The organism is Coprococcus phoceensis, assembly GCF_900104635.1.
Taxonomy (GTDB): Bacteria; Bacillota; Clostridia; order Lachnospirales; family Lachnospiraceae; genus Faecalimonas; species Faecalimonas phoceensis.
This window is the reverse complement of sequence record NZ_FNWC01000007.1, coordinates 2623443-2642870: the sequence shown is the minus strand read 5'-3', so window position 1 is coordinate 2642870 and position 19428 is coordinate 2623443. Positions and strand designations below refer to the sequence as shown.

General features: G+C 37.0%; 13 protein-coding genes. 12 read left to right on the top strand and 1 reads right to left on the bottom strand.

Features of this window, described 5'->3' with window-relative positions:
• The first annotated feature begins 7 nt into the window (after positions 1 to 7).
• A complete protein-coding gene (locus BQ5364_RS16140; RefSeq protein ID WP_083382897.1) occupies positions 8 to 571 on the top strand; it encodes a restriction endonuclease subunit S in 564 nt (187 codons plus the stop codon).
• Here BQ5364_RS16140 and BQ5364_RS16135 read toward each other — a convergent pair.
• The gene (locus BQ5364_RS16135) at positions 550 to 1119 is read right to left on the bottom strand and encodes a restriction endonuclease subunit S (RefSeq protein ID WP_004611723.1); all 570 of its coding nucleotides are present in this window, start codon (positions 1117 to 1119) and stop codon (positions 550 to 552) included. The two genes, BQ5364_RS16140 and BQ5364_RS16135, sit on opposite strands and share 22 nt — an antisense overlap.
• Before the next feature lie 128 nt (positions 1120 to 1247).
• On the opposite strand from BQ5364_RS16135, the gene BQ5364_RS16130 reads away from it, so the two are divergent.
• From BQ5364_RS16130 to BQ5364_RS16080, 11 genes are all read left to right on the top strand, one after another.
• Entirely contained in the window at positions 1248 to 2900 is a 1653-nt protein-coding gene (locus BQ5364_RS16130) for a helix-turn-helix domain-containing protein (protein ID WP_071144647.1), read from the top strand.
• 198 nt (positions 2901 to 3098) lie between these two features.
• Positions 3099 to 4190 (top strand): HD-GYP domain-containing protein, encoded by a 1092-nt coding sequence (locus BQ5364_RS16125; RefSeq protein ID WP_235837191.1) that lies wholly within the window; start codon positions 3099 to 3101, stop codon positions 4188 to 4190.
• Between the two features lie 33 nt (positions 4191 to 4223).
• Positions 4224 to 10298, top strand: coding sequence for a SpaA isopeptide-forming pilin-related protein (locus BQ5364_RS16120; RefSeq protein WP_235837190.1), 6075 nt, complete (start codon positions 4224 to 4226; stop codon positions 10296 to 10298).
• A gap of 182 nt (positions 10299 to 10480) precedes the next feature.
• A complete protein-coding gene (gene lepB, locus BQ5364_RS16115; RefSeq protein ID WP_071144645.1) occupies positions 10481 to 11023 on the top strand; it encodes a signal peptidase I in 543 nt (180 codons plus the stop codon).
• Positions 11024 to 11079: 56 nt separating this feature from the next.
• Positions 11080 to 12267: a DUF7601 domain-containing protein gene (locus tag BQ5364_RS16110; protein WP_071144644.1), complete on the top strand. Its 1188-nt coding sequence runs from the start codon at positions 11080 to 11082 to the stop codon at positions 12265 to 12267.
• A gap of 100 nt (positions 12268 to 12367) precedes the next feature.
• Positions 12368 to 13267 (top strand): class B sortase, encoded by a 900-nt coding sequence (gene srtB, locus BQ5364_RS16105; RefSeq protein WP_071144643.1) that lies wholly within the window; start codon positions 12368 to 12370, stop codon positions 13265 to 13267.
• On the top strand, positions 13254 to 13943 hold the full coding sequence (locus BQ5364_RS16100; RefSeq protein WP_004611734.1) for a streptococcal pilin isopeptide linkage domain-containing protein: 690 nt from the start codon (positions 13254 to 13256) through the stop codon (positions 13941 to 13943). The genes srtB and BQ5364_RS16100 overlap by 14 nt, the downstream gene beginning before the upstream one ends.
• Positions 13944 to 14049: 106 nt before the next feature.
• On the top strand, positions 14050 to 14562 hold the full coding sequence (locus BQ5364_RS16095) for a hypothetical protein (RefSeq protein ID WP_136017836.1): 513 nt from the start codon (positions 14050 to 14052) through the stop codon (positions 14560 to 14562).
• A gap of 352 nt (positions 14563 to 14914) precedes the next feature.
• Complete coding sequence (locus BQ5364_RS18385) at positions 14915 to 16924, top strand: DUF7601 domain-containing protein (RefSeq protein WP_235837189.1); 2010 nt, start codon at positions 14915 to 14917, stop codon at positions 16922 to 16924.
• A gap of 126 nt (positions 16925 to 17050) precedes the next feature.
• The gene (locus BQ5364_RS16085; protein WP_044986902.1) at positions 17051 to 17473 is read left to right on the top strand and encodes an RrF2 family transcriptional regulator; all 423 of its coding nucleotides are present in this window, start codon (positions 17051 to 17053) and stop codon (positions 17471 to 17473) included.
• A 129-nt stretch (positions 17474 to 17602) separates the two neighbouring features.
• Positions 17603 to 19267, top strand: a complete 1665-nt coding sequence (locus tag BQ5364_RS16080; protein ID WP_071144641.1) for a PucR family transcriptional regulator — start codon at positions 17603 to 17605, stop codon at positions 19265 to 19267.
• Positions 19268 to 19428: the final 161 nt, after the last annotated feature.

The window sequence follows — 19428 nt, the reverse complement described above, 5'->3', positions numbered from 1 at the left end:
AACATCAATGAGAATTGTAAAACTTAGGGATATATCCGAATTAAAAACAGGTCCCTTTGGAACACAGTTTAGAGCAAGTGAGTATGTTACAGAAGGAATACCGGTAATTAATGTCAAGAATATTGGCTACGGAAGTTTACTTGTTTCAGGGCTGGATCATGTAAGTGAAAATACATTAGAAAGACTGTCGGAACATAAATTGCAAGAGGGAGATATTGTATTTGGAAGAAAAGGTTCTGTTGACAGACATTGCTTGATCAGGAAAGGGCAAGATGGATGGATGCAGGGGTCAGATTGTATACGTGTACGATTTACAGATGCCATTGTTTATCCTGAATTTGTTTCGTATTATTTATTGACTGATGCAGTAAAAATGAAGATAAACAATTCCGCAGTAGGATCAACTATGGCATCATTGAATACAGATATTTTGGGTGATATCGATATTATTTTGCCAGATTGCGAGGAACAAAAAAGAATAGCACTAATTTTAGGCACAATCGACAAAAAAATAAGTAATAATAATCAGATAAATGATTATTTATCATATCAATCTTCGATGGTAGCTTGACCATTCATTAACATTGGTAGAAGCCAATCACGTAAATTTTGCAACTTTCGTGTTTGCTGTTCATTTTCATAAATTTGACGTTCTATGAGGCTCGATTTCTGCTCAAACATTGCTATTGATTTGCCATCCGGTATTACTACTGGCATCTCAAATAAATAATCTTTGGTTATGGAACCAAATGTTGTGCCATTATTGTTAATATTATCAAAATACCATTTATTGTTTTTTAGCAAATAACGAACAAAAATATTATTATCATACTTACCATGAATGGAAGCAAGACCGCGGCCGATACAACAATTTTCATAAGCAATATTTAAGCTGCCAACAGGTGCTCTAACGCTCAGCAAGGTATCAAAGACTGCCGCATATCGAGAGGGCTTATCTGTATACATTCGTTTTGCTGGAAAAATAGTGCCAAAATCCGTTGAACCTTGATAGAACGGATAACCATTGCCTTGGGTGTTGAAACTCTCTCCAGATGGAGACTGTCCCATTGTAATGTTTGCAATATCTGCTAAAACGCCTTGAGTCCATGACTCAGGCATGACAGATATATTAAATAAATATGAAAATAAAATTTGTAGCTGTGCACATAAATAATCATTTATAAGAATATGAAAATGAATATAGAATAGCCAAATTATTTTAGAAACATACGGAGGTACAAACACAAATGGGATACACAATAAAAGACTTTATCGACTCGAACAACTTTCCGGAAATGAAATTAATTAGTGACAATTCAGAAATCACTAGAGAAATAAAAGGGACTCAGATTATAGCAGCGCCAGATATGGAAAAATTTCTGGGGGGGGGTGAACTCCTTCTGACATCTCTGATGGTTTATGAAAAGCTGGATGAACGTATGATGCTAAGTCATTTGGAAGAATTAAATAAAAAACAGGTAAGCGGGTTTATTGTGAAAAAAATCCAGAACACAGCACATCAAAATAAGCTGTTTGAAACTTTATTGTTTTTTTGCAATGAACATAGTATTCCGGTTTTAGAGATTCCACAGGATTTTAACTATTGGTCGATTATTAAATATTTGCTGCTGCAGGTATTTAATATAGAAATTGCAAAAGCAGTCTACTCTAAAATGACACGTGATGAATTTAATCGCCTTTTTCCAGAAGGAACTAGTGAGTACAGATCATTAGAGAATCTGTTTGACAGAGCAGGGAGGATACTTGGGAATCCAATAGCTTTGTATGATGAAGATTTCCACTACATGTATTCAGGTACATCAGAAGAAAGTGATTTAATAATCGCAGATGGTTATGAAAAGTATGTTCCCAACATTATTTCGAGATATGAATATATGCGGCAAAAGAGAAAAAATGTTGAGTATATTAGAAAAATCAACATTTTAAACCAGTGCACGTTTTATTTGGTGGTTTCGGAAGTGAGTGGACCATTAAGAGAACTGGATTTTATAACATTAGATAGTTTAATGCCGCTTTTATTATATGTTCTGACTCAAATTGTAACTGATAAAAATATGGAGAAAAAATATCATAGAGATTTGGAGTACAGATTGTTAAATGGATCCTTGTCTGAAGCGGAAGAAGAAGATGTTGCAAATTTGCTTAAATTTGGTGTAACTGAAGATTATAGGGTTATCACCTGTTATTTGAAACCTGAAAATTATAAAGATAATTTTACTGCTTCTCAAAGAAAAAAGATGGAGGATATAGAAAAAGCAATTTTAGATATAGTGCCGAAAGAGTATGCTTATTGTAACATGAACCAAGTTATATGTATTCATAAAGAAAACAGGAAAGAAGGAAAACTGGATTTAAGAAAAAAACTGGAAGAGTTCCAGAGAATGATACAAGACCAATTGAAAGAAGGAAAATCGGAATACGAATTTCTGATTGGGGTAGGAAATAAAGTTAAGGGTTACCACAATCTGAAAGAATCTTTCGCAGACTCTAAAATTGCAATAGAATACATTGATGTCATTAGAAAAATAGTAGGAGATGCAAATAAATCAGTGGTGGATTGTTCAAAATTGGGGTTTTTTCATATTTTTGCAAATATTAAGGATGAAAAGCAATTAAGAACATATATACCAGATACAGTGCATGAAATTCATCAGTATGATATTCAGAAAAATGGGGAACTGATTGATACGCTGGAATGCTATCTGAATAATAAACAGAGTATTCGAAAAGCTTCTGAACTAATGGGCGTGCATGCCCGGACAGTTTCGTATCGTTTGCAAAAAATAGTAAAACTAACGGGGATGGACTTCGATAACATAGCTGAGATGCTAGTTGTCCGAAATGGAATTATTATATTAAAAATACTGGAATTGTTATAAAAGATAACGAATCACATGGTTAGTGTGGTTCGTTTTTCTTTTTTTGGAAAAATTCATATAATGGAACATTTCTTGCAAAATATATACATCATATTTGCAAATTTTGTGCATTATAAAAAATAGAAAGAACGATATACTATTATATATGAAAATAGTATTAAGGAATATTTTTTTGACATAAACTAGTATCTTTAAGGGTTGAGTTATGTAAGAGGTGGAGTTATGGAGCAGGAAAAACCAATGGTTTGCACAGATAAGGATTTTGGCAGGTTTTATGTAGCATTAAAATTAAATCTAAAAACAAATAGGTATGAATGCATTTACTCACATAATCAAGAGGTATTTGAAATAGCAAGAAAGACAGAAGATTATGATACGTTTATTCAGATATATATAGAGAGATTTATTCATGATGCTGATAAATCAAAGCTACGAGATTTCCTGTTAAGCGATAAGTTAACAGAAAATCTGGTTCATGGCTATGCAGAGCAGGATATCATATACCGCAGAATAGAGAGTGAAAAATCTTATATAAAGATGAGGGCTAAGAAATATGTGGATATAAAAGATAATATAGCAATGATTACATTACATAATGTAAAAAGAACCTACAGATCCGTAATGGAAATGAAACGAGAACTCCAGAAGAACGAGCGCGATAAGACCAAGCAATATTGGAATATGGTGTCATTATTGTCTACAGTTCTGGATCATAATAATTTATCAGAAGCGGAAAACCAGGACAATATTATTTTCTTTACAAAGCAGATGTATCTCCAGCTGCAGAAAAATTATCCGGAATATGGAATTACAGACGAAGAAGTAGAAGCTGTATCACATTTGGCGCCAATTCATGATATTGGAAAAATCAGGGTGCCTGTTGAAATCCTGAACAAAAATGGCAGGCTGACAGAAGAAGAGATGGAAACCGTGAGACAGCATCCACTGGTTGGAGCTGAAATGACAAAGAAGTTTCCAAAAGGTCTTACTATAGACAAATTAAATGCGCTTAGTTATGAAATCTGCAGACATCATCATGAACGATATGACGGAGCAGGGTATCCGGATGGTTTGCATGGAGAAGAAATTCCTCTTTGTGCACAGGTTGTGGGACTGGCTGATGCATATGATGCCTTAATCAGTCCTCGCCCTTATAAAAGTAAACTGACTCATGGAGAAGCATTGCAAATGATCCTGAACGGGGAATGTGGCTCGTTCTCCCAACCACTGCTTCATTGTTTTATGGAAGCGGCAATGCAGAAGGAATGGATAAAAAAGGCAGATAGCTAAGAAAATGAAAATATGTTTTTAGGAGGAATTTGTGTGAAGAGGAAAAAGAGATGGCTAAGATGGATAGCCTGGACACTTTTATTGGTTTTGTGCATGAATAGCGCAGGAACGACAGTTTTGGCAGTTTCAGTGGAAGAAGAGAATATTCCAAATATAAATAGTACTCAAGAGGGTGAAATGCGCACAGAAGATTTTATTCCGGAGGAAAGTACATCATTGTCGGAAGAGACGTCGAAAGAAGAAAATACTTCGCCATCAGAAGAGACTCCTGGAGAGGAAATCACCCCGCCATTAGAAGAGATTCCGGAGGAAGAAATTACTCCATCCCAGGGAGAGCTTTCAGAAGAAGAAAAAGCCTTCGAGGAGCAGATTGCACAAGAGGAATCACCGAAACTTCAGGAGATTTCCGAAGGATTTGATATTGATTTCTATGTCATTATTGATGGAAACAAGGTAAAGCTTCAGCATAATGACATTACCGGCATTGCAACATGGAAAGACGGAAGAACTACCTATCATGGTGTTTCCATTGAGGACCTGCTCCGGATATATGAAGAATTTGGATTTGTGAAAAACAGCGAGAGTCAGAATCCGGATGCGATAAAAAAGTTTGTATCTGCATACCGGGGAAAAAGCAGGATAGAATACGGAGAAGTTTATACAGACACAGAATCCGGAAAGACCTATGTTTCTTACAATTATGGCCAGAATAAACAAGGGGAAGCGGTAGATGTTTACTACCTTCCAAATGGAAAAGGCGTTGCATTAAATTTAAAAGATTCTGTAAAAAAGGACAATTCGTTTTATTCCGTAGAGGTAAAGGGCGAAGGGCAGGATCGGATTCGTTATGCATTAACAGGAACTGTAGTGGAAGAAGCTGTGGCTGACTTTAATCCCAAATTGCCAGACCAGACAGACCAGATCGAATGGACCTGTATGGGAACAGACGATAAGGTGATAGATGGTATACGGGAATCGGGGAACCAGACGAGATTCGCAATTGGAAAAATCACACAGTCTTATGTGATCCAGAGAGCGGATCAGACAGCCTTTGACATTCAGTTTTATATATATGCAGACAATGAGGTTCGAAAGCTGCCGGCTGATTCTCTGAAAAAGGTGTATAAATGGAACCGTCAGGGCAGATGCTATTTATCTGTCAGTGATCTTGCTGAGATTTATAGAGAGTTCGGCTTGAATGCAGAGGAAACACAGTCCGGAAATTATTTTCCATATACAGTCCGTGGTGAGAAGACATTAGCACAGGCGACAGTGGTAACTTATAAAGGACAGCAATATGTATCTTATAACCTGGACAAGCAGGAAGCAACTGTACCAACAGACGTTTATTATATGCCAAAAGGAGCATCTGATGGCGAAAAAATTCCGGATAATAATTCAGACCAGATTAAGCAGAATAAGAACAGTTTCTATTCGGTTACAGTGATCAATCCGGATGGAAATCGAACTGTGAGTTACTATAAGAAAGATTCTGCGGTCACAATTTCCGTTGATCCTGGAGATACGAAGGAAAGCGACTGGCTTTGTGCCAGTGAGGATGAAAATAAAACAATTTCTCCGGTGAAACAGGGCGATAAACTAACCTTTTCTATTGGAAAGATAGAGCAACCATATACGGTTGCATGCAACACTTTTGCACCAGCAACCTTGAACATTAAATTCTATACTTTTGTAAATAATGAGAGATATAATGTTCTAAACGAAGAAATTCCTGTTATAAAAGATACTACAACAAAGCCGGGAACAGTTTATTATTATATTTCTAATGATGAGTTAAAAAAGCATTTTGAAAAATTTCATTACGATGGTTCTATTCAAAATGAAGCAAAAGAGCGTTTTTATTATTCCAAGAGAGATTACGATACAATCCATAATGCAGGGAAATACACGATAGAAGGTCATGAATGTATTTATATAGGAAAGTCCGGAGAGCCGATGGATGTGTATTACCTGCCAAATGGAGAAAAAATTGATACCATGAGTGCAAAGACCTTATTCGAACACGACGATAATAGATATAACGGTTTTTACAGTGTGACAGTACAGGATGACGATGGACAGGTTTACAGCCAAACAGCTTTGCGTGATCTTCCGGCAATTGATTTTGTTGCAAGAAAGTCAACACTTACAAGAACAGTTAGTACAAAGCCGCGTGTAGAAGAACAAACGCAGGATATAAACTGGGAATGCAGAAAGGAAGATGGTACTCTTTCAGCAGTTACATGGAGTAAAAATAAATCAGAGCATACCATGAGCTTTACTATTCAGCCAGATGATGCAGTACGTCCATATGTGATTGTTCCTGATAATACAGAAAAACCGGCAGCAACAAAAGAAGCAAATATCAGTTTTTATGTATTTATCGATGGACATTATAAGCTGATAAAGAACCTCAATGCTGAGCAGCATTACATAATCAAAGCAAACAGTGGCCGAGCCAGTCGTTATTATTTGCGAGCTAAACCAGATGATACGATTTCTAAAATTTACAGTGAGTTTGGTTTCACTCCGAGCAAGCTGGAGCCCGGCGCAGATCAGAAAGAGAAGATTCTGTTTGGTTATGCGACAGACAGCCGTGTGTTTGTACAGCACCCTTATAAGGACAACGATGGTACATGGTATATTCCTGTCCTGAAAAACGGGAAAGATGTATCTGTCTATTATTTCTCACAGCCAAACCCACTGAATCCAGACAGAATCGAAAATTATTTTGATCGTTTGACAGGACTTTCTTCTCAGGTTGGGCTGGCAGGAAGACATTTCAGTGTAGAGGGAAGTTTTCATCTGATTGAAGTGTTGGATCCACTGAACCTGACCAAAAGAGAGGCGATTAAGAGACAGTATGTAGGCCATGGGGAAGCATATACTGTGGAAGTACCAAAGAGGGCAAGTTTAGAAGGTGAGTATTATGGCAAGGAGATTGTCTGGAGTTGTACATCTAATGACAGGGACGAAAATGAGGTTCTTCCGGAACCGTCCGGAGATGATAAGGTAAAATTTGAACTGCCTAATATTACCTCATCTTATGAGGTGATTGCAGACAAACCCCAGAACCCCGGAACGGTCAGAGTGATCTATAATACGACCCGTTATATGAAGAAGCTTCCAAAAGAATCTAAGTTGACCCCTCAGGTTGGAAATAAGACAAGACATACAGATGATTATGAGAATGAAATAGAAGCTGGAAAACATAACGTCAAGTCACCATATCCGCTAGTTTATGATCATGAAGATAATGACAGCAAAGAGTTGGAACAGTATGAATTCGATCATTGGGATTACAGAAACAAAGACGGAAAGTGGCAGGAATGCGGTGCAGGGGATTCTATTTCTGATCTTATAAATAATAATGCAAGACAGCCAATCACCCTCTATGCAGCGTGGCGTAAGGTGAGTAACCAAAATCGAAAACAGGTACAGTTTTATATCTGTAAGTCAGCGATGCCGGAAGATGGTTCGGTAGCATTACCAACCACGAATGTAGACGATTATACAAGTGCGGTTGCCGTGGCAAACTGTAATGTGAAGGCAAGTATATTGCATGATGTTCCAGTTCTTGGAAATAAGAATCCATCTACGTGGGAACAGTATGCGGATGGAAATAAGAGAGTGCAAGAACTTTTGCAGGGAACTAAACCAGATGAGGGATATATTGGAAATGGAGACTATATCTACAAGATAGATAGAATTCCTTCCGATGAAGAGGTATTCCAGACAATTCGTGAAAGTGGACGTATGATTCGCATCGGAGACAGGGAAATTCCGCCATCGAAATTAGATACCGAATTCTTCACCATTTATTGGTATTCTTTCAAAAGTGAAATGTCCGATGGGTGGCATATTGACGGCCGTATTGTAGCAAAAAATGGTTACCTGACAGTAAAGAAAGATTTTGTCGGAATGCCGGAAGCAATAGAGGAAGTCAAGAAAGATTATTATATCCAGGTAGATATGGATGAAAAGCTTTTAGATGGAAAACCTCAGCCACCTGCATTTCATGAGCATATGAAACTTGTGCTTCCTTCAGAAGATAGCCAGAAACCGGATGCAGAAGCTCCGCAAGCGGAGGATGCTCCAATAGAAGTTGTAGGTACATGGACAGATGAAACACATACAAGCTGTACGTGGATCGTTAAGGCGGACTCATTCTGGAAATACACATTAAAAGAGTACAACTATAAGCCAAAAGATTCGAATGTAAAATTTTCGGGTTGGTACAATGTTCGCAATTCTCATGAACAAGGAGATAATGTAAATTCATGGGAAGCATATCCAGAAAGTGGAATTCAATTCACAGGACGTGGAATTGGACGCGGTGGTGAGACTCTTACGATTGAATTGGAGAACCGTTATCAGAAAGAGGGAATACTCACACTGAACAAATTTGATGAGTCTACCGGACAGGGAATGGAGAAGATCAATTTTGCTGTCAGTAAGAACGGTGTTGAGGAGGAAACGGTAACAACTGATAAATACGGAATCGCACAACTTCATATTCCGTTACAAGATGAGAACAAACAGAATCGAACGGCAACTGAGACGTATTTGTTGCGAGAGACAAACTTACCGACGGGATATGTAGACACAGGAGATATACAGATCACAGTTGAGATTGCCAATGGAGCATTCAAAATCACTGATGCAAAATTGGTGGATAGGGAGGCTAACGAAAATCAGGAGGCTGTTACAGCACCAGTTGATGGTAAGATAAACGGAAAATCCGTTCTGCTTCAGCGAGGAGATACCAGCCTTAATATCCGAAATTTTGCTAAAACAGGCACTCTGCATATCAAAAAGACATGGGGAAATCCAAATGATGCACTGATGGAAAAACAGGTGAAAATCAGATTGTATCAGAATGGAATTTCTACAGGACAGGAATTCCTGCTGAATGAAGAGAACGGATGGGAACACACAGTCGACAATGTTCCACTATTCCAGGACAGAAATCCGGTGGAATATAAGGTGGAAGAAATTGAGATAGGAAAGACACATTATTCTTCGGAATACGGGGATGGTTTCCTATATTATGAAGTTATTTATCCAGAGATTCAGTATTTCGATTCAAATGGACAACAATTATTCCCAAAGGATGGGAATGAGTTCAAGGATGTTTCCAAGATGGAACTGGAAGTGCAGAATCTGCATTTCAATCTTGCTGAACGAAGTTTCTTAAAGACGGATGATCTTCCAAGAAACCGACTTGCTGGTGCAGGTTTTCTGTTCTACAAAGTACCGTATGATGATGTTACGAAAGAATATGCGGATGATACAGGATATACAGTAGATTATGACAATACACAGAGCAAGGACGATATCGTTCTGAAAAAGGATGGAAAAACGTGTACGACGTATCGTTCCTTAGAAACAGATGAAAATGGAATGCTTCAATTACCGGAGGACTTTGAGAACGGACGATACTGGATGGTAGAATCTGTTACTCCAAACAAAAAGGACAAAGCAGATAAAACCAAAACACAGTATCAGGATAACTTTAATTTATATATGGTCGATGTAGAATCCGATATTTTATTCCTATATGAGAAATCATCGATGACAAATACCTGGAGAGCTGTTTCGGACAGACATATCGTCAATCATCCGCAAAAAGGCGGGGTGACGGTTGAGATTACAAAGGAAGTCACTGGTCCACTTGGAAACCGCAAGAAGCCATTTGATATGGAAATTCTCTATTGGGAAGATGGTCAAAAGCTGCGTAGCAAGACAATTAGAACTTCTTTGAAACATGGAGATAAAGTTACATTAAAAAATGTAGATATATCTTCGGATATCATAGTAACAGAAACTGTTGATACATCAAAATACGCTGTTTCGATTTCTAAAAAAGAAGAGAATGATAAGTATTCAAATCCAGTGCAGGCAACATCGAATGGAAATACAGCTGTCATGAAACAGCGGATTGAGGCTGCGCGAGGAGATGTGATTGAGTTAAAAATCACAAACGAAAACACACAATTAATACCGGAAACAGGGGTTCGTCTGAGAACAAGCAGGCATGTATGGTTACTATTTGCCATAAGTATTATCATGATTCTGTTTTTCAGAAGAAGACGGAAAATAAGATAAACACTGCTATGGAACAAAACTTGCAAAAATACATCAGACATTTTACATGTTTGTTGCATTGGAATAAAAAAATAAACCACTATAATAAAGGGTACAAACTAATACCGTGGATGTCTGAGTTGACATAAAACAAATAAATCCCCTAGAAGGGTTATGGGCATCCATTTTTATGGAAGGATAGGATGAAGAACGAAACTGAACGGTCAAATGAAAACAACAATATAGTACAGGAAACATCTGTAGCACAGGATATTGTTCAGTTGTTATTGAAGATTGCATTTATTATCTTAGCAGTATTTCTTATTTTTACATTTCTCTATGGAATTGTAAGAATAAATGATGTCTCCATGAAACCGGCAATCAAAGACGGTGATCTGGTCATGTATTACCGATTGGATAAAAGGTTTATTTCCGGTGACGTTGCAGTGTTTAAAGACGACGGCAGAACCACGGTCGGACGTGTTGTGGCGGTAGCGGGAGACACCGTTGACATTACCAAAAACGGACTAAAGATAAATGGTGCAGAACAGATATCTCAGGACATTTACTTTGATACCACCCAATTCAAAGATGGAGTGGATTTCCCGGTCACAGTCGGGAGCGGCCAGGTATTTATACTTGGAGATAACAGACCTCAGGCATCGGACAGCCGAATTTATGGTTGTATTGATATAAAAGATGTCAAAGGAAAAGTCATCGCGATTATTCGGAGCAGGGGAATTTAATTACCGGATCCATTAATCAAATAAAAAACAAAAGAATTCACAAGGGAGGAACTAAAATGAGCATGAAAAAATTCACCAAGAAAATGCTCGCTATTGTCGCAGCAGGTGCTATGACAATGGGACTGGCAATGCCGGCAATGGCAGCGGATCAAACAACGACAGACACAACAAATAATGCAAAGGAAGCCTATATCAGTAAGATCTATAATACTGAGGTGGGAAAGGCAGAAAAATTCAGCTTTACTGCAACACAGATTACAGATGGAAATGATGTGATAAAGACTGCTCATACTGTTACAATTCCAACAATCAGTTTTGAATCAACTGATCTTGGAACAACCACAAAAAGAGCTAAGATTGATTGCGGAACTTTTACTGAGGCTGGTAAATATTCCTATACAGTAAAAGAGAATGCAGAGGCTGATCCAGTTGTTGCAAAAACAGAATATGAAGAGTTAATCATGTCCAAGGCAGAATACAGAATGGATGTATATGTTCAAGATACAGATAGTGGATTTGAGATTAATAAGATTATTGTAAATATATTAAAAGATGACAAGGGCGAGGAATTTGAAGAAGGAACAGGAATAATCGGTAAAGTGGATATTGGAGATTCAGACAAGAATGGCTTCAAATTTGTCAACACTTATGTTCAGGAAGCAGGTACAGGTGAAAGACCAGATCCTTCAAATCCAGATCCTGACTATACTGCAAACGGTTCCTTAAATGTATTGAAGAAGGTTGTAAAGAATGTAAACTCTGAAGATGCAACTGCACCTGATTCTAATGAAGAATTTGACTTCACAGCAGAGTTTACTTTCCCAGCAGGAACAGATCAGGCAACTCTTGGTGGCGTAAAAGCAAATGGTACTGTGATTGATCTTACAGATGGCAAGACTCATACATTTAAACTGAAAGATAACGAAAATATGAAATTCACAGAACTTCCAGTAGGAACAACAATTAAAGTTACTGAGGCTGCAAAAGCAAACTACAAGGGAAGCACTGTAGTTACACTTAATGGTGTAGAGACATCTAAAGCAGCAACAAAATACAATGAAGCAATTACAGCCAGTGGTAAACTCGGCCAGAAAAAGAACATTGTTGACGTAACCAACAAATTCAACAACGTACCAACAACTGGTATTATCATGAACACTCTTCCATACGTTCTGATGGTTGCTCTTTGTGCTGTAGCACTGTTTGGATTCGTTGCTTTCAAACGCAAAAAAGTACAGAAATAATTTTATAAAATCATAAAAGAAACAGCAAAGGGAATGCGTGCGGCGATACTCCGTCGCATTCCCTTTTGCAATAAGAAAGGAAACTTCAGGAATATTTCATATGAAAAAAGCAGCAAAGTTTTTAGTCAAAATAGTCGATCATATGGTGAATTTTATAGCGTTATTGCTGATTCTTATGGTAATGTTCCTGTCATGCTATATGTTATGGGATTCCAATCAGGTATATCAGGCGGCTGATGCGAAGAACTACGAAGCCTATATTCCAACAGAAAAACATACGAAATCTTTTGAAGAATTGCAGAAAATCAATCCGGATATTATTGGCTGGATTCGAATAAATGAAACAAACGTTAATTATCCGCTGCTTCAGGCAGAAGATGATGATACTTATATGAATACGGATGCCGAAGGCAAGTATTCTTTAAGTGGTTCCATATTTTTGCACTGTGCAAACAAACCGGATTTTTCCGATTTTAACAATATGATTTATGGACACCATATGGAAAAACACATAATGTTTGGAGATGTGGGGCTATTCACAGATAAGGAGTATTTTGACGAACATCCATACGGAAATCTTTTTTTTGATGGAAAAGATCATGGAATTGAATTTTATGCATTGATCCAGGCAGATGCTTATAATGAACGGCTGTTCAGTGTCAGTTCAGAGGAACCGGAAGCAAAACAGGCGTATCTGCAGGAAATATCAGACAATGCTTTATATAAAAGAAACTTTGAACTTACGGAAAATGACCATTTGGTTCTTCTGATAACATGTACTTCAGAGATGACAAATGGAAGAAATATATTAGTAGGAAGGCTTACGGATCAGGTCTATCCTGAGAAAGAGAAAGCCAAGAATCTGGGAACGGGAATTGATGAATTTAAAGAAATGATGATTCAGGTGCCGGCTATTTACTGGATACTTTTGCTTATTATCGTACTATTGATAGTAGATAGAAAAATGAAGAAGGGAAAGAAAAAACATGAAAATCCTTGATTTAAAAAAAGTAACTATCATATTGGTGACTATGCTCCTTTTTCTGAGCATGCAGATATCAGCTTTTGCATCTGATAATTGTACTGTAGTAAAAATTCCGGTGAGACAGATTTTTGACAGTGAAGTGGAAGGCATTGCAGATGAATTTTCTTATATTATGACAACAGATCAAAGCGACGCACCAATGCCCGCCGGAAGCTGCAATATGCAGTATTCCTGGACAATGGAAAAGAATGCAGCAACAGAGATTATACTGAATGTAAAAACAGCAGGACAGTATCATTATAACATTTATCAGACGACAGAAAAAAAGGATGATTATAAATATGATCAAAACAGGTACTATGTGACTGTCGAGGCTTACTATAATGAATCGAATCAGTTAAAAGTTGTCACAATTGTAGCAAATGAGAAGGGGGAGAAAATAGAAGCAATCTCTTTTAAGAATAGTTATATTGGAGAAGAGAAGCCAAATCCAACACAGCCCTCAAACCCGTCACAACCATCTGGTCCGTCCAATTCAGATGAATCAGGAAAGATCAATAGTGTAAAGACTGGAGATGACAGTCCTGTTATGGGATATTTCTTATTGCTGTTTGGTTCACTGATTTGTCTAAGCGTTTTAATCCATAAAAAGCAGAAAAGAAATAAGGGAGAATCACAAGATGAGGCATAATATATGGAAAAAATACTTAAAAATTTTATGTTCTTGGATTTTGATTCTTTCTATATGTTTTTTATCCTTAAATGTAGTAGTTGAAGCATCAGACACAGATAGGGAAATGAAGCCAGTAAGTGAGCAGCAGTCTGAGACAGAAGAAACGATTGATATAGGAGAACAGTCTGAAACAGAGGATTCCGCAGACCAGATAACAGATCTGAATGCACCGGAACAAATGTCTGTACAGAGTCTGGAGGAAGAATTACTGGCGGTTGCCGAGAATGGAGAAGAAGCCTCAACAAATAGAGTAGAGTATGTAGATGTCAATGGAAATCCAATTACAGGAGCACCTTCTGTCATTCAATTTGGAGCAATTGCGGATCATAAAGAGCTATCTATAGAAGGCCGACATTTCGAGTTTAAGAGTGCAAAAGTAGATGGAAAGAACTGTGTATACATCGGAAAATATAATGGCACCATTTACTATAGTACGGATGGTGTGATTGCAATTAAAATGGATGATACTCAGAAACTAACGATGATGTACCAGGAGTATCATCTGGTCAGCATAAAGGAAGTAGTTCCTGATAGTTGTACACCTGGTACAATCACCAAAAAAAAATGGCAGCCTTGATGCGCCGCTTGATATATCGAATCAGATTCGTGTAAATGCGGGAGAAAACTTTATAATTTCAGTAACTCCTGGCACAGACACAGCAAAAGCAAATAATCCCAAAGCGAAAAGATTTATAATCGAATCCGTTGTTTCTCAAGAGGGTGCGACAATTACGAAGGAAAATGGAAATGAAAACAAAGCTACCTATTCCATTAACTTTGTAAAAGACGATACGATTACAATTACCTATAAAGAACAAAGTATTTACAGAATATTCATTAATACAAAAGATATTAATGGAGAAGAATATATTAATATTGCGCATAGTGAAAAGAATGGCTGGCAGTATTTGAAAGATCAGGACAAAATCATGTGGACTTTTACACCAGATGATGTTTATGAAATGTCAGGCTACAACTTAGATATTCCTGCTTTTCATACGAAAAGAGGCTACCGTGTAATACATATGGTGGTGAATGGTACTTCCATTCAAGCCTCTTCTGAGAGCGGAGTGAGTGAGGTGCCAATAAGTAAAGGCGATAGTGTTTCATCGGCTCCAGGTAAATTAAGTTTAATTACCAAGATGACAGATAGCTACACAACTACTAGAGGTGATGAAAAAAATTGTTCTTATGAATATAAGATGGATTTGAAAGTCCGAACCGGTAAATTTGAGGATTATAATTTTACCTTAGTACCATACAAAGAAGAGCGCGGAAAGCAGGCTGTGACAGTAAGGCTATATACGAATCAAACCCGAAGCGGCGAAGGTTTGGACGTAGTTATGTGGGACTATGAGAAACAAGCACTGGTTCCTGTAAAAGATAATCAAACCATAGATATGGACCCAGTAACGTATAATGGAAGTAAAAACATAAGACAGGTACGAATTTTCTTTGCCAAGCCAAAAGCCGGGTATGAATTTACAAATGGACTTCAAAATGCTATTGGTGTTATGTATGGACAGCCTCATGGCGACAATCCTAGTGGGGATGGAAAAAAGAATGATGCTGATGCTGGTAACATAGATGCAATGACAGCTACGTCACTTATAAGAGGGAATAATTCCTTTAAAATATATGATGATCAATGGCAGGCTGCACAAAAAGCTGCGAAGGAAAAAGGTTATACCAGATATTTAGCGTGGGGAGGTGCAAAACCTTTACTAACAGATAATGACTGGCGTTTATATTCTGCCTCTTTCATGGTTGCATCCAGTAGCCTATATGTACATTATAATTCCGGTGCCGGTATGGGAGTGCTTCCTAACAATGCAGATGTGAAGAACATTCCGGATAATCCGAAGACAAGGAGTTATAACAACACTCCTATGCATTCTTATGGAAAGGATCTGGAAACTGGAAAGGGAATAAGAACTATAGGTACTACCTTTATTATGGGTGAAGGTTGGGCAGAACCCACTTGCGAAGGCTATGAATTTATAGGATGGAAGCTGAAAAACAAAGCTGGTAAGTTAAGTCAAGAGACATATAGTAACGGTGAACTCTTTACGATTTCTGATGAGAATTACGGATATGCAAATAATACGAATCTGCCTGTATTTGCATCTAAAAATTATACAGGATATCAGATTGTTGCACAGTGGAAAAAAACAGCCAAAAAAGAAATAAAGGTTGAGCATTATCTCAAGATACCGGATGGAACGGAAAAACTTGAGAAGACAACTTCAGGAACCATTTCATTTTCTGCTGACGGCGAGACCGTTAAGGCGTTTGCGAACCCTGAGCCGGATGGAACATTTCCAGGTTATGTATTTGATGAAAGTGATAAGCGAAATACATTAGAAAAGGATGTGGAGAACGGTGCTTTATCAGAGCCTGTCGTATTAAAACTGTATTATAAACCTACTGTCTTGCAAGTCAGTAAAACAGTGGCAGGATATAATCAGGAACCGAATAAAGAATTTACATTTACACTTACAGCAACTCCACCTGCAGGAGCAGATCCGGGCATATCGCAGATTAAGGACGGACAGATTTATATTACAAAAGGGTCTAAGGCGACAGCAATACCCCTTTCTTTTGCAAATAACCAAGCGACCTTTACATTAAAAAAAGATGAATCTGTAAAGATTAATTGTCTGCCGACAGGCTGGTCATATAAGGTGTCCGAAGAGGATCCGGGTAAGAATTATAAGACAACATATAAAATAAATAATGGTTCCGCCACAGATGGAAGAGATGCATCTTTCAAGATGGACAAAGAAATAAACATTGCGTTTATTAATAAATCAACAATGGAACCGCCTGTAACAGGACGAACACTTGCAAACAATGGCCTGATGGTTTTGATGTTTTTAGTTCTTGCTATCAGTATAGTTGGTATGGTATTCTTTAAAGGAATAAAAAAGAAGAACTGAAAAAGCTGATAATGAGGTAAAGAGGAAAGGTTATACAATATCCCGAATTTATTAGACTTGAGGCGATAAAAGATGAAGCGCAAGGATAATAATTCGGGATTTTTCCTGCTTTGGAGAGGAGCAATTATGCAATTAAAAATTACAACGGATTATGCGATCAGAATAGTATATTATCTGGCTTGTCGTGGTGAAGTAATCACTGCGTCTGAGTTAGCTTACGAATTAAAGATTCCAGAAAGCTATATTCCAAAGATCACAAAAAAATTAAAAGAAGCGAATATAATTACAGCTTGCGAAGGAATAAAAGGTGGGTATTCACTTGTGAAAAAAACAGAAGATATTTCTCTGTTTGACATAATATCCTCCACGGAAGTAACCATGAAATTAAATCGTTGTTTAGAAGAGGATGGGTTTTGTTCCAGAAATGCAACAGAGCATTGTAAAGTACATAAAATATTGCTGGATGTGCAGCAAACTTATGACAATCTACTAAAGGGCATAAAGGTCTCGGAGATTATAAAACCAGATGCCGATGGGTTATCAGAATAGCTAAGAAAACAAACTAGAGAATATGAAAAAAAATTATAGAAATAACTCCACCAATATATTAAAATAGATATGGCATAATAAAGCAAAAGAAAGATGAATCAATTCAATTGTAAAAGGAAGGGAATACAAATGGGGTATACAGTAAAGGACTTGCTTGAATCAAACAAATTCCCGGAAATGCAGCTGATAAGTGATCATTCCGGAATTGATCGTGAAATTAAAGGAGCCCGAATCATTGAAATGCCAGAAATGGAAAAATTCCTGGTGGGGGGGGAGCTGCTCCTAACGAGTATGAGAGCCTATGAGGATACAGAGGAAGATGTTTTTTTGTATCATTTAAAAGAATTGGATAAAAAGCAGATAAGTGGATTTATAGTAAAGTGCTATCAGAGAACTGAACACCTGAAAAGACTGTTTAATATTTTAATGGAATTTTCGCAGGAGTATCATTTGCCCGTGATAGAAATTTCTGAGGATTTGTATTTTTGGGGAATTATTAAGCATATACTACTTCAGTTGTGTGATATTGAAACTGCAAAACTGAAATATTTTAAGATGACACATGATAATTTAAGTAATATTTTACTGAACATGATAGATTCAAGGGAATCTATAGAGAGAATATTTTTCTTGATCAGTACCATGCTCGGGAATCCGGTCGGTTTATATAACGCAGATGGAACCTGTTTTTTTTCAAGTAATTCGGAAACACAGGATTTTAGAATGGAAAAAAATATTACGGAATATAAGCCTGAAATTATCACAAGATATCAATATTTGTGTCAAAAAAGGAAAAATACGAAGTATGTTGAATACATTAAGAAACTCGATATTTTTAAAAGGCAAGAAATGTATTTTGTTGTTTCAGAACAGAATGAACCGTTAGGAAAATTGGATTTTATCGCATTAGAGAATATTATCATTACATTACAGTTTAGTTTGATCAGACATGTAATAGAAGAGAATCTTGAAAAACGACATCTAAGAGATTTGGAATATCGTATGCTGGATGGTTCGCTGTCAAATGATGAAGAAAATGAAGTTGCAGGTATGCTTGGTCTTAATGATGCAGAGATATATCGGGTTGTCACTTTCCGTATGGATGCAATAAAGAATATAGAAAAATTTACCAATGCCCAGATAAAAGAAACAGAAATGGTCGAAAAGGAAATTATACGTTATTTACCGAGGGAGCATATTTTTTTGCAAACCAACCAGATTGTATATATTCACAGAGAAACGGAACGGGAAACCGGATTGGAATTTCGTAAAAAACTGGAGAAACTGCAGCAAACGATACAAGAATTTCTAGTTAATAGGGGAGTTGAAATAGATTTTCTGATTGGTATAGGTAAAACTGTCACAGGATACCATGAATTGAAGGAGTCTTTTAAATCTTCTAAAATTGCGCTTAAATATATTAAAGTTATTAGACGAATAATCGGAGACGAGGATAAGTCAGTTATAGATAGTACAAAGATAGGATTCTTTAATCATGTACTGGAAAAGATGAAAGATATAAATCAGTTGCAAGCGTTTATACCAGAGTCATTGAATAAACTTCGCCAGCACGATATTCAGAAAAATGGAGAGCTGGTTGATACATTGGAATGTTATCTGAATGTCAACCAAAGCTTAAAAAAGACTTCTGAATTAATGTTTATTCATTATCGAACTGCTTCATATCGTTTGCAGAAAATAATAGAAATAACGAATATAGATTTTAATAATCCAGCAGAAGTGCTTAGTGTTCGAATTGGATTGATAGCAATTCGAGTTCTTGAAGTAATGTAGAATTTTTAAGAATCTTTTGGAGAGGCAAAGATGAGATTCATAATATTAAAAATATTAGAATTGTTATAAAAGATAACGAATCACACAACAACATGGTTAGTGTGGTTCGTTTTTTTTGCCTGTTAATCGAAAATGGAGCACTTCGAACAAAAAAACGTTAA